This window comes from Paracidovorax sp. MALMAid1276, assembly GCF_049198005.1.
Classification (GTDB): Bacteria; Pseudomonadota; Gammaproteobacteria; order Burkholderiales; family Burkholderiaceae_C; genus Acidovorax.
Genome location: NZ_JBMIRS010000103.1, coordinates 1 through 10,679, shown reverse-complemented (window position 1 = coordinate 10,679; position 10,679 = coordinate 1). Strand labels below are relative to the sequence as shown.

At 64.4% G+C, this 10,679-nt stretch carries 13 protein-coding genes; 6 read left to right on the top strand and 7 right to left on the bottom strand.

All coding sequences use genetic code 11. The features are described from left to right. The first annotated feature begins 327 nt into the window (after positions 1-327). The 3 genes from ACOQFS_RS06940 to ruvC all read left to right on the top strand — a co-directional run bounded on the left by ACOQFS_RS06940 (position 328) and on the right by ruvC (position 2,808). On the top strand, positions 328-1,107 hold the full coding sequence (locus ACOQFS_RS06940; protein ID WP_421562171.1) for a lysophospholipid acyltransferase family protein: 780 nt from the start codon (positions 328-330) through the stop codon (positions 1,105-1,107). 100 nt (positions 1,108-1,207) lie between these two features. Next, positions 1,208-2,200: a phosphatidate cytidylyltransferase gene (locus ACOQFS_RS06935; protein ID WP_421562170.1), complete on the top strand. Its 993-nt coding sequence runs from the start codon at positions 1,208-1,210 to the stop codon at positions 2,198-2,200. Between the two features lie 59 nt (positions 2,201-2,259). Continuing rightward, on the top strand, positions 2,260-2,808 hold the full coding sequence (gene ruvC / locus ACOQFS_RS06930; RefSeq protein WP_421562169.1) for a crossover junction endodeoxyribonuclease RuvC: 549 nt from the start codon (positions 2,260-2,262) through the stop codon (positions 2,806-2,808). A gap of 48 nt (positions 2,809-2,856) precedes the next feature. Here ruvC and ACOQFS_RS06925 read toward each other — a convergent pair whose 3' ends face one another. The 6 genes from ACOQFS_RS06925 to ACOQFS_RS06900 form a co-directional block, all read right to left on the bottom strand. Next, positions 2,857-3,417 carry a hypothetical protein gene (locus tag ACOQFS_RS06925; protein WP_421562168.1) on the bottom strand — a complete coding sequence of 187 codons (561 nt, stop codon included), beginning with the start codon at positions 3,415-3,417 and terminating at the stop codon, positions 2,857-2,859. An 86-nt stretch (positions 3,418-3,503) separates the two neighbouring features. After that, positions 3,504-3,770: a hypothetical protein gene (locus ACOQFS_RS06920; RefSeq protein ID WP_421562167.1), complete on the bottom strand. Its 267-nt coding sequence runs from the start codon at positions 3,768-3,770 to the stop codon at positions 3,504-3,506. Next, a complete protein-coding gene (locus ACOQFS_RS06915) occupies positions 3,767-4,288 on the bottom strand; it encodes a hypothetical protein (RefSeq protein ID WP_421562166.1) in 522 nt (173 codons plus the stop codon). The genes ACOQFS_RS06920 and ACOQFS_RS06915 overlap by 4 nt, the downstream gene beginning before the upstream one ends. Before the next feature lie 32 nt (positions 4,289-4,320). After that, positions 4,321-4,542: a peptidoglycan-binding domain-containing protein gene (locus ACOQFS_RS06910; protein WP_421562165.1), complete on the bottom strand. Its 222-nt coding sequence runs from the start codon at positions 4,540-4,542 to the stop codon at positions 4,321-4,323. A 3-nt stretch (positions 4,543-4,545) separates the two neighbouring features. After that, on the bottom strand, positions 4,546-5,298 hold the full coding sequence (locus ACOQFS_RS06905; protein ID WP_421562164.1) for a M48 family metallopeptidase: 753 nt from the start codon (positions 5,296-5,298) through the stop codon (positions 4,546-4,548). Positions 5,299-5,687: 389 nt separating this feature from the next. Continuing rightward, positions 5,688-6,173 carry a CZB domain-containing protein gene (locus tag ACOQFS_RS06900; RefSeq protein ID WP_421562163.1) on the bottom strand — a complete coding sequence of 162 codons (486 nt, stop codon included), beginning with the start codon at positions 6,171-6,173 and terminating at the stop codon, positions 5,688-5,690. Positions 6,174-6,371: 198 nt separating this feature from the next. Between ACOQFS_RS06900 and ACOQFS_RS06895 the strand changes: the two genes are divergently transcribed. Continuing rightward, positions 6,372-7,415: an LLM class flavin-dependent oxidoreductase gene (locus ACOQFS_RS06895; RefSeq protein WP_421562162.1), complete on the top strand. Its 1,044-nt coding sequence runs from the start codon at positions 6,372-6,374 to the stop codon at positions 7,413-7,415. Positions 7,416-7,499: 84 nt separating this feature from the next. On the opposite strand, the gene ACOQFS_RS06890 is transcribed toward ACOQFS_RS06895, so the two are convergent. Further along, entirely contained in the window at positions 7,500-8,273 is a 774-nt protein-coding gene (locus ACOQFS_RS06890; protein WP_421562161.1) for a hypothetical protein, read from the bottom strand. 226 nt (positions 8,274-8,499) lie between these two features. On the opposite strand from ACOQFS_RS06890, the gene gspF reads away from it, so the two are divergent. After that, entirely contained in the window at positions 8,500-9,732 is a 1,233-nt protein-coding gene (gene gspF, locus ACOQFS_RS06885) for a type II secretion system inner membrane protein GspF (protein ID WP_421562160.1), read from the top strand. 12 nt (positions 9,733-9,744) lie between these two features. Next, entirely contained in the window at positions 9,745-10,650 is a 906-nt protein-coding gene (locus ACOQFS_RS06880) for a 5'-nucleotidase (protein ID WP_421562159.1), read from the top strand. Positions 10,651-10,679 lie beyond the last annotated feature (29 nt).

Genomic DNA, 10,679 nt, shown 5'->3' with positions numbered 1-10,679 from the left:
AGCGGCCAGCGCGTTCAATCGCCCGATTTCACTCCAACCCTTCGGGCAAGTGTCTTGCCGGGCGGTCTGCGGCGTTGCGGCGCTTGTGGATAGCCGGGCTATCCACTGCACACCGCGCCTGGCATCCCATCCCGGCAAGGTACTTGTGCGACTCCAAAATGACATTGAACAGACTCTTGGTTGCGACCGCCCTGGACCCGCAAGCCTGGCAGCAGGCAAGGACCTGGGAACGCCGTGCAGATGGCGGCACATGCGGGCGGCGCCAGCCACCCCACGGTTGCAGGGGGCCCATCCAGCGGCGTCCTGCGCGCCCGTATCATCGCGCCCATGCTTGCCAAGTTGATGAGTCTTCTCCTGCTGGGGATCGTGCGGTTTCTCACCGGCTCCCAGGCGCGCTGGTATGGCTGCCCGCCCAAGGCCGAGCAGCGCATCTACTTTGCCAACCACCAGAGCCACGCCGACATGGTGCTGATCTGGGCGGCGCTGCCCGAGGAGCTGCGCAGCATCACGCGGCCCATTGCCGCCAAGGACTACTGGACCAAGACGCCCTTTCGGCAGTGGATCACCACGGCGGTTTTCAACGCGGTGTATGTGGACCGCCAGGCCACGCCCGCGCGCCCTGCCACCGCTGCGGCGCCAGCCGCCGAGGCTGTGGGCGTGCTCGATGCGATGGCGCTGGCGTCGGCCGAGGCGGACACCGCCATGGCCGGTGGGCCCGACCCTTCGCCCGAAGCGCCACCGCGCGCGCCCTCGCCCGAGGAGCTGCGCGCTGCGCTGCCCGACACCGACCCGCTGGCCCCGCTGGTGCGCGCGCTGGAAAGCGGCGATTCCATCGTGATCTTTCCGGAAGGCACGCGCGGCCATGGTGATGAGCCGCAGCCGTTCAAGTCCGGCCTGTTCAAGCTGGCGCAGATGTTTCCGCAGGTGGTGCTGGTGCCGGCCTGGATCAACAACGTGCAGCGCGTGATGCCCAAGGGCGAAGTGGTGCCGGTGCCCATCCTGTGCTCGGTGACGTTTGGCGCGCCCATTCAGCTGGAGTCGAACGAAGAACGCCGCCCCTTTCTCGACCGCGCCCGCCGCGCCGTCATCGCACTGAGGGACGTCTGACCATGCAGCCCCACGCACCCAGCCACTTCAGGCCTGCGGCCACCCCCCGCCCGCATCACGGCGCCTGCCGCGCCGACGTCAGCCGGAAGGGGCAACCCCGATGAATGAGTTTCTTCGCAACCTCACCGCCACGCAGCAGATCGGCGCGCTGTTCATCGTGATGTTCGGCATCCTGTCCGGCGTCACCGTCTGGAGCTTTGCGCGCAACCTGCGCGAACATGCCGGGGACGACCCGAAAGCAGAGGCCGACGCACTGGAGGCCCGGCGCTTCTGGGGCCTGCTCAAGACCTCGTGGGCCATGGCCACCGTATTCTGGGTGGGCTGGGTGCTGGGCGACGCGGTGGCCACGGTGCTGTTCGCCATCGTGGCTTTTTTTGCGCTGCGCGAGTTCATCACCCTGTCGCCCACGCGGCGCGGCGACCACCGCAGCCTCGTGCTGGCGTTCTTCGTGGTGCTGCCGCTGCAGTTCTGGATCGTGGGCAGCAAGATGTTCGACCTGTTCACGGTGTTCATCCCGGTGTATGTGTTTCTGGCGCTGCCGGTGGTGAGCGCACTGGCCAACGACCCTCAGCGTTTTCTGGAGCGCAATGCCAAGCTGCAGTGGGGCATCATGGTGTGCGTGTACGGCATGAGCCATGTGCCTGCGCTGCTGCTGCTGGACTTTGCGGGCTACGAGGGCAAGGGCGCGTTCCTGGTGTTCTATCTGGTGTTTGTGGTCCAGACCTGCATGCTGGTGCAGCACCTGCTGGGGCGGCGCTTTCCGCACAAGCCCGTGGCGCCGCAGGTGAGCCAGAGCTTTCAATGGACGAGCTGGCTGGCCGGTGTGGCGGCGGGCGGGCTGGCGGGCGGGCTGCTGTCGTTCATCACCCCGTTCAAGCCCGGGCAGGCGCTGGGCATGGCACTGTTGGCCTGTGTGGCCGGCAGCCTGGGGCACCTGGTGATGAAGGCCCTCAAGCGCGACCGGGGCGTGACGAGCTGGGGCATGCAGGGCATGTCGGTGACCGGTGCCGGCGGCCTGCTCGACCGGGTGGATGCGCTGTGCTTTGCGGCGCCGGTGTTCTTTCACTCAGTGCGCTGGTACTTCGGACTTTGAACAAAACCAGGCCCCAGCGCTTATCCATCAAGCGCCAGCAGCTATAAATTTAAGAGCACATGCGCATTCTTGGCATTGACCCCGGTCTGCAGACCACGGGCTTTGGCGTGGTGGACGTGGACGGCCACCGCCTGAGCTACGTGGCCAGCGGCACCATCCGTACCACCACACTCGCGCTGGGCGACCTGCCGGGGCGCCTGAAGATCCTGTTCGACGGCATCACCGAGGTGGCCGCCCGCTACCAGCCCGACGTGGCCTCGGTCGAGATCGTGTTCGTCAACGTCAACCCCCAGTCCACCCTGCTGCTGGGCCAGGCCCGCGGCGCCGCCATCACCGCCCTGGTGGCCAGCAATTTGCCCGTGGCCGAATACACGGCGCTGCAGATGAAAAAAGCCGTGGTCGGCCACGGCCGCGCGGCCAAAAGCCAGGTGCAGGAGATGGTGCGCCGCCTGCTCAGTCTGCCCGGCCTGCCCGGCACCGACGCAGCGGACGGCCTGGGCCTGGCCATCACGCACGCGCATGCCGGTGCGGCCATGGGGCGGCTGGGCGAGGCGGCCACGCTGAACCGGCGGCAGCATGCGATGTACAAGGGGGGGCGGAGTTATTGAACACGGCAAACATCGGCGGGAGAGCAAACACCCGCCGCGTCCGTGGCATCAATCGCAGTAGCCGAACTTGGTGGCTGGTTTCTGAGCCAAGTCTTTCGCCACTCTCCGTGCCAATGCGACTGCCTCGCGGGAGGCCTTGAAATGCGCCCCCACCCCACCCCAATAGAACCCGCGCGGCCCACGGCACACCATGACGATCGCGGGCTGGGTGGATAGCGACGCGCTGTCCCCCCGGTCGACCAGCACTTCATAGCGAATCCGCTTCATGGCCGGGCCACGCAGCGTCTCAACGACCTGTGCTTCGTAAATGTGGCGCTCTTCCGTCATCACCCTGTCTTGGTCTGCGTCAATGAGCCCATGAGACACATTCGGGCTGGGAATGGGCACGATGGTGAGACGTGTGTGCACGACCACAACCGTGTAGGGCGTCATCGCCATGGCGTGGGCCAGTTGATGCTTTTCGTCTTCCGCCATCGGCTGTGGCGGCATGGGCGTTGTCACGATTTCGGGCAGAAGCGCGTTGGCATGGCCTGTCGTTGCAGCGCCTGCCATGACCGGATTGACAAGCAGGCAGGCAGCGCCGAGAGATAAAACATGAAAAATTCGCATGAGCGCAGCTACAACCAACGGGTAACGGCAGTCTATTCACAACTCGAAAGCCACGACTCGCACAAATATGAAAATTGTGGACCTGGCTAGTTGTCAAGCCGTCGAAACGCTCTATCGTCCATGATCCAACCCTCTCCCCTTTCACAAATTATCTTTTTATATCCAGCCGCCTTTTTGACTTCCCAGTGGAGCGACAAACTGCAAACCTCGCCAGGAACGATGTAAAACAGAACTTTGAAGGTATCATCATTGCGATAAACCTCCACCCGCTCCGTTGCCTCCCATTTCCCTACCGGAGAATTGTTGCAACCCAAAATAGCCATAAAAACGATCAACGACAGTAATATTTTCATAAAGTTGATGCCTTACTGTAGTTTATCCTTTTAATCAGTCGATTTGATCTGGACATCACAATCAGCAATTCCTTCGGCGACACAGCATTGGATGAAGCAGGATTAATTTGAAATCTGGGATCATGCGCAAGAACTCCAATAGACTCCAGAACGTCCGCCACATTCGTGGAACAGCTATTTGAGATGATGTCATAGGGCTTTTGCTCGGCAATTCTTCGCTCGAACTCCAGCTTTATCGCTCTCTTTTCACGCGAAGAAACTCGGAGCACCAACCCAACATAATCTCGAATCAAACTATTGTTCCGTAAATACTTCGCTCTTTCGATGGAGGCGTATTGCGAATGTGCGCGCGTATATATCACACCATCGACATCAACGGCCGCATGCCCCCATTGCGAACCAACACTCAACATCATTGCGTCGAATATGAATACCTCAACACTCCCGTCCTGAGCATCGGAAAATATTGCTTCTTTAGATTTTATTTTTCGCTGATATCCAAATATTTCTGGCCTCATGTTCAGGTTTCGCAGGGTCAGACTGCGAGGCTCTATTCGCCCATGGGTGACATACGGGATTGAACCAGCGTCTGAAAATCCTTAATTGCGTCAACAAGACTCGCAGAAAACATGCCGTCGATGCTGAATTTTCGGACCCCGACAAACCCCTCGGTGTGCATATTCAACAAGCGCTGAACCTGCTTTACGTCGTTCGACTTGTTTGCAGCTATTGCGCCCACTGGAGCGGAAATCTCGACGTATCCCGCACGCATGACTCAACCCACCTGCGTCTTCATCCGATCCGCCCGCTCTCGCGGCGACGGATGCGTGGACAGAAAGTTGCTCGAATCGCCGCCCGACATGGCCACCAGCTTTTCGAGCGCCGTCACGCAGGCCTTGGGGTCGTAGCGCCGGGCCTTCATGAAGCCCATGGCGTAGTCATCCGCCTCGCGTTCGTTGCTTTGCGAGTGCTGGGCGCGCACCACTTTTTCAAACAAATCGCCCAGCTGCGAGCTGGCAATGGCGCCAGCCTTGCTGTTGCTGGCCGACACCGCATTGCGCAAAGCGCTGGTGCGCAGCGCGGCCTGGATGCGGGCCTTGCTGTGGCCTTTTTTGACGTGGCCGATTTCGTGGCCGATCACGTAGCGCACCTCGTCGTCGGTGAACTTGTCCATCAAGCCCGAATACACGCGGATGGTGCCGTTGGCCATGGCGAAGGCATTGATCTCGGGCGTGAGATAGACCTTGAAGTTCATCTTCAGGCCGTCATACGCGCCCAGGCCGGCGGTGAGCTTGGAAAGCCGCGCCGCATACGGGGTGCCTGCGGGGGCGATGCGGTTCTGGCGGTCGCTCTCGGCGGCCATCTGGTCGAAGGCGGATTTGACTTCCTCGTCGGTCAGCGATTCCGATTTGGCCAGGTCCTTGCCGGCGTCCAGCATCTTGCCCAGATCAAATTGCGCCCACACGGGCGATACGGCGCTCACACCTGAGGCCAGCGTGACGAGCGTCAGCAATGTACGGCGGTCCATCATGGATTCCCTCTCTCTTTCTTTCATTCTTTGGTTTGTGGGTGCCAGCGGTGAATGCTTGGCGGTACCCGGGCTTGGCGCGTTCAGCGGCCAGCGCCCGATGCCAAGTGCGGCGAAATATAGCCACGCGCCACCGTGTTTCAGGGGGCGGTCAGTGTCTGCAGATGTAAGAGCTGTGTGCCGATGATGGCGGGCACTGGAGGGCGTTGCAGCGACCCGGGCGCCCCGATGCGGGCGGCTGGCACCGGCATGGCGGCCATGCCGAAAAAAATGGACTAAAAATCGGCTTTAGCGCTTACCCATAAAGCAAAGTTAGCTATCAATTTTGCATTAATCGGGCAAATTTTCATTCACCCCAGGTGGGCGCGCACACGGCACGCGCCGCCGCGTCAACGCCCCAGCCCGCGCTTGAGCTCCTTCAGCAGGAGCAGCACCTGGTTGGATGCGTGCCGACAGCTGCTGTTGAGCAACTGCACCGCCTTTTGCTGTTCGCCCGCCTGGAACAGCGTGACGACTTCGGCGGCTTGCTGATGAAAGTATTTGTGCCGCGCCACCAGCATGGCGAAGGCAGGGTAGTGGCCCAGCCGCACGCGGCCCGTGCCGTGCAGCCAGCGGCCCAGGTCGCAGCGGTCGTCCTGGCACACACGCTCGGGCCGCATCACTTCGCTGGAACGGCCATTGACCATGTCCTGCAGCTGCAGCCGCCAGCCCTCGTGGCTGGCAATGGCGGCATCGATGTCGATCTCGGTCATGAGGGTGGCGGCGTACTCGGCGTCCAGCACCAGTTCGCTGCCGTTGTCCTCCATGGCCCAGGTGGTCTCCTGGCTGTCGGGATCCTGGTCCTTGATTCTGAACAGACGGCTGAAAAAACCCATGCGTAGATCCTTTTGGGATGTTTTCACGGGCGGCGGGTGGGCGCGGCCGGAAAACTCTTGAAACATTCTGTGAGGTCTGCAGCGTTTTGGCTACCAAAAATTTGCCGCACAGATACCGACACGCCCAACGACCCTTCTGCCTCCTCCGCCACTGGGTGTGGGCCAGCGCGCAACCTGGCCCACACGGACAATTCGCGCATGACCGACTCCTCCGCCCCCCGCCCCGCCCTGTCCATGCTTGATCTGGTTGCCGTCCGCGAGGGCGGCACCGTGGCCGATGCCCTGCAGATCGCGCTGCGCACCGCGCAGCATGCCGAACAGTTGGGCTTTGCCCGCTACTGGCTGGCGGAGCACCACAACATGGCCGGCATCGCCAGTTCGGCCACGGCGGTGCTGGTGGGGCACATTGCGGCCGGCACCGCGCGCATCCGCGTGGGTTCGGGCGGCATCATGCTGCCCAACCACGCGCCCCTGGTGGTGGCCGAGGCCTTCGGCACGCTGGCCGAGCTGCACCCCGGCCGCATCGACCTGGGCCTGGGCCGGGCCCCGGGCACGGACCCCGCCACCATGCGAGCGCTGCGCCGAAACCGGGTGGAGACAGAGGAGGACTTTCCGCGCGACGTGGCCGAGCTGCAGCGGCTGCTGGCCCCGGCCGAGCCCGGCCAGCGCCTGATCGCCGTGCCCGGGGCGGGCACCAACGTGCCCATCTGGCTGCTGGGCTCCAGCCTGTTTTCGGCGCAGCTGGCGGCGCAGCAGGGGCTGCCGTATGCGTTCGCGTCGCACTTCGCGCCGCGCATGCTGCACCAGGCCATCGACCTGTACCGCAACCTGTTCCGCCCGTCGGCCGCGTGGCCCAAGCCCCATGTGGCCATCGGCGTGCCCTTGATTGCCGCCCCCACGGACGATGAGGCCGAGTACCTGGCCAGCAGCACCTACCAGCGGGTGCTGGGCATTCTCACGGGCGACCGCCGCCGCCTGCTGCCGCCGGTGGAAAACTACGCCGCCCAGCTGCAGCCCCAGGAGCGCGCCGCCATCGGCGACTTTCTGGCCATGGCGGTGATCGGCGGGCCCGACACCGTGCGCGCGGGCCTGCAGCGCCTGGCAGACGCCACGGGCGCCGACGAGTTCATGCTGGTGAGCGACGTGTATGACCCCGCGCTGCGCCTGCGATCACTCGACATTGCGGCACAGGCGCACGGGATGCTTTGGGGTGAGCGGCAGCGCCTCGGCGCGGGCGGCTGACGCGGAGCGAGGGATCGCCACAAGCGGGCGACCCGGCTCATCAAGACATGCGGCCCCGTCAGCCCGGGGCCGCTTCAGGCGGCATCAGGATTTGGTGCCGGTGAACACGAAGCTGTCAGACTTGGACGTGGTGAAGCCCATGATCTGCAGTGCGCGTGTGCCTTCGTTGTAGAACACAACGCTCTGGACCACCGAGCCGCTGGCCACGGGGCAATCCGTTCCGGAGAACGTCAGCGGCAAATCAAAGACATTGCGGCCGCTGGCGCGCGGAACGGCGGTGCCGCGGATGGAGCATCCAGGGTAGTTGGGAATGGAAACCAGACCGCCGGTGGTCACAGAAACGGTAATCGGCACGGCGGTCTTGATCTGGTTGGCGATGCCGGTGCCAGAGAACGCGCCGACCAGCTGGCTCACGGTGGCGATCTGCTCGTAGCCTGTGCCATAGCGGCCCCAGAACTTCACACCGGCCGTCGTGGTGGTTTCGATGGCGTCACGCACCGAATAACGACCGGTGTAGCTGACGGACTCGGTCTTCCGGCTCGACACCGCAAAGTTGTCGACGGCGTTGAGATATTGCGCGCTTCCGTTGAGCAGATCGCCTGCGGAGGTCTGGACGGTGCCCTGCGAGAAGCCGACCGGGATGCCGCCCGCGTCGGTCACGATGCTCCAGGTTTCACCGTTCTCAAGCACGGCCCCTTGCACATTCAGCGCATTGCTGGTGGTGCCGGACCAGAAGCCTTCCACCCCTGTCACCACCGTGGCCGGGGGTGGCTTCACGGGTTCCGCATCGCTGCCGCCACCACACGCAGAGAGTGCCAGGACCGCGAAAAGCCCTCCCAGGGCCGTCATCTTCTTCATCTCTTTTCTCCTTGTTGAACGGATGCGGCATGCGAGGGATTGCGCACACCCCACGGCGCGCATCTTATACGCAGGCAACCAAAAGCACACACATCATTTGTCGCACCGTCCGCAGCGAAAAAACGACGCCCCCTCCGCCCCCTGGAGTCGAAAGGCGTGCCCGCTCAGCCACCGCATTGCGGCAATCCGCCGCTACGATAGCCCTCTCACCAACACCGTCGCTCGCATGCCCGCTTTTTCCTTCGAAGCCCTCGATGCCCAGGGCCAGACCCGCAAGGGCCTCATGGAGGCCGACACGGCCAAGGCGGCGCGCAGCCTGCTGCGGGCGCAGGCGCTGGTGCCGCTCGCGGTAGAGCTGGTGCAGACCGGCCAGTCCCTGGACGGCCGCCCGGCGGGACTGGGGCAGCGCCTGCTCACGCGGCCGGTGTTCAACGCAACGGCGCTGGCGATCTGGACGCGGCAGATCGCGGGGCTGGTGTCGTCCGGCCTGCCGCTGGAACGGGCGCTGACGGCGCTGGCCGACGAGGCCGACGACGAGCGCCAGCGCCACCTGGTGGCAGCGCTGCGGGCCGAGGTGAACGCGGGCTCCACCTTTGCCCGCGCGCTGGCGCAGCACCCGCGCGAGTTTTCGGACATCTATTGCGCGGTGATCGGTGCGGGCGAGCACAGCGGCAACCTGGGCTTGGTGCTGGAGCGCCTGGCCGACGACCTCGAAGAGCGCCAGGCCCTCAAGGCCAAGCTGGTGGGGGCTGCACTGTATCCGGCCATCGTCACGGTGGTGGCCATCGTCATCGTTCTGTTTCTGGTGGGCTATGTGGTGCCGCAGGTGGCCAGCGTGTTTGCGGGCACCAAGCGCGCCCTGCCGTTCCTCACCGTGGTCATGCTGGGCATCAGCGCCTTTGTGCGCAACTTTGGCTGGGTGATGCTGCTGGCCATGGCCGGTCTGGTGGTCGGCGCGCGCTGGGCCCTGTCGTTTGCGCATCTTCGTGAACGGTTCGACGCGGCGTGGCTGCGGCTTCCCGTGGTGGGCAAGCTCGCGCGGGGCTACAACGCAGCGCGTTTTGGCGGCACGCTGGCCATGCTGGCAGGCGCCGGCGTGCCCATCCTGAAGGCCCTGCAGGCCGCCGCCGAAACGCTGAACAACCGCGCCCTGCGCGCCGACGCGCTGGAAGCCCTGGTGCTGGTGCGAGAAGGCGCGCCACTGGCCTCGGCGCTGGCGCAAAAGAAGCGCTTCCCGGGCTTGTTGTCGATGTTTGCGCGCCTGGGCGAGCAAACGGGCCAGCTGCCCGTGATGCTGCAGCGCGCGGCACGCCAGCTCTCCACCGAGGTGCAGCGCCGCGCCCTGCAGCTGGCCACCATCCTGGAGCCGCTGCTCATCGTGGCGATGGGCCTGATCGTGATGATGATCGTGCTGGCCGTGCTGCTGCCGATCATCCAGCTCAACCAGTTCGTGAAGTGAAGAAGTGATCGTATGGCCGTGACGCTGGACGACAAGCTGGTGGTGGCGATCTCCTCGCGCGCCCTGTTCAACTTCGAAGAAGAAAACCAGCTCTTCGAATCGGGCGACGAAGAAGCCTACATGCGCCACCAGCTGGCCCTGGTGCACCAGCCTGCCCGTGCGGGCGTGGCGTTTTCGCTGGTGCGCAAGCTGCTGGCCTTCAACACGCCCGACGCGCAGCGGGTGGAGGTGGTGATGCTCTCGCGCAATGATCCCGCCAGCGGCATGCGCGTGTTCGCCTCGGCCCAGGCGGCGGGCATGCGCATCGAGCGTGGCGTGTTCACACGCGGGCGCGACCCGTTCGCCTACCTGCGCCCGCTGGGTGCGCACCTGTTCCTGTCGGCCAACGAGGCCGACGTGCGGCAGGCCTTGTCCATCGGCTTCCCGGCCGCGCGGGTGATGACCGACTCCACTCCGGCGGGCGACCGGTTTCCGAACGAGGTGCGCATTGCCTTCGATGGCGATGCCGTGCTGTTCTCCGACGAGGCCGAGCGCGTGTACCAGGAAGGCGGGCTGCCGGCCTTTCAGCAAAACGAAGTGGGCAAGGCGAGGCTGCCGTTGGCCGGTGGCCCGTTCAAGCCACTGCTCGCCGCACTGCACCGGCTGCAGGAGCAAGCCCATGCCTCGCACACCATGCGCATTCGCACGGCCCTGGTCACGGCCCGCAGCGCCCCGGCGCACGAGCGCGCGGTGCGCACGCTGCTGGACTGGGGCATCAGCGTGGACGAGGCCATGTTTCTGGGCGGGCTGGAAAAGGGCCCCTTCCTGCGCGAATTCGAACCCGATTTCTTCTTTGACGACCAGACGGGCCATGTGACTTCCGCCGCGCGGCATGTGCCTGCGGGGCATGTGAGCAGCGGCATATCCAACCCGGCATGAGCTAGGGATGTCCTGCATAACCCTCGCGA

What these genes read in the sequence shown, in the direction of transcription:
- ACOQFS_RS06915 (WP_421562166.1), bottom strand. Translation starts at nt 4,288, where the DNA reads ATGAGGCCAGAAATATTTGGATATCAGCGAAAAATAAAATCTAAAGAA.
- ACOQFS_RS06940 (WP_421562171.1), top strand. Translation starts at nt 328, where the DNA reads ATGCTTGCCAAGTTGATGAGTCTTCTCCTGCTGGGGATCGTGCGGTTT.
- gspF (WP_421562160.1), top strand. Translation starts at nt 8,500, where the DNA reads ATGCCCGCTTTTTCCTTCGAAGCCCTCGATGCCCAGGGCCAGACCCGC.
- ACOQFS_RS06880 (WP_421562159.1), top strand. Translation starts at nt 9,745, where the DNA reads ATGGCCGTGACGCTGGACGACAAGCTGGTGGTGGCGATCTCCTCGCGC.
- ACOQFS_RS06920 (WP_421562167.1), bottom strand. Translation starts at nt 3,770, where the DNA reads ATGAAAATATTACTGTCGTTGATCGTTTTTATGGCTATTTTGGGTTGC.
- ACOQFS_RS06910 (WP_421562165.1), bottom strand. Translation starts at nt 4,542, where the DNA reads ATGCGTGCGGGATACGTCGAGATTTCCGCTCCAGTGGGCGCAATAGCT.
- ACOQFS_RS06925 (WP_421562168.1), bottom strand. Translation starts at nt 3,417, where the DNA reads ATGCGAATTTTTCATGTTTTATCTCTCGGCGCTGCCTGCCTGCTTGTC.
- ACOQFS_RS06895 (WP_421562162.1), top strand. Translation starts at nt 6,372, where the DNA reads ATGACCGACTCCTCCGCCCCCCGCCCCGCCCTGTCCATGCTTGATCTG.
- ACOQFS_RS06905 (WP_421562164.1), bottom strand. Translation starts at nt 5,298, where the DNA reads ATGGACCGCCGTACATTGCTGACGCTCGTCACGCTGGCCTCAGGTGTG.
- ACOQFS_RS06900 (WP_421562163.1), bottom strand. Translation starts at nt 6,173, where the DNA reads ATGGGTTTTTTCAGCCGTCTGTTCAGAATCAAGGACCAGGATCCCGAC.
- ACOQFS_RS06890 (WP_421562161.1), bottom strand. Translation starts at nt 8,273, where the DNA reads ATGAAGAAGATGACGGCCCTGGGAGGGCTTTTCGCGGTCCTGGCACTC.
- ACOQFS_RS06935 (WP_421562170.1), top strand. Translation starts at nt 1,208, where the DNA reads ATGAATGAGTTTCTTCGCAACCTCACCGCCACGCAGCAGATCGGCGCG.
- ruvC (WP_421562169.1), top strand. Translation starts at nt 2,260, where the DNA reads ATGCGCATTCTTGGCATTGACCCCGGTCTGCAGACCACGGGCTTTGGC.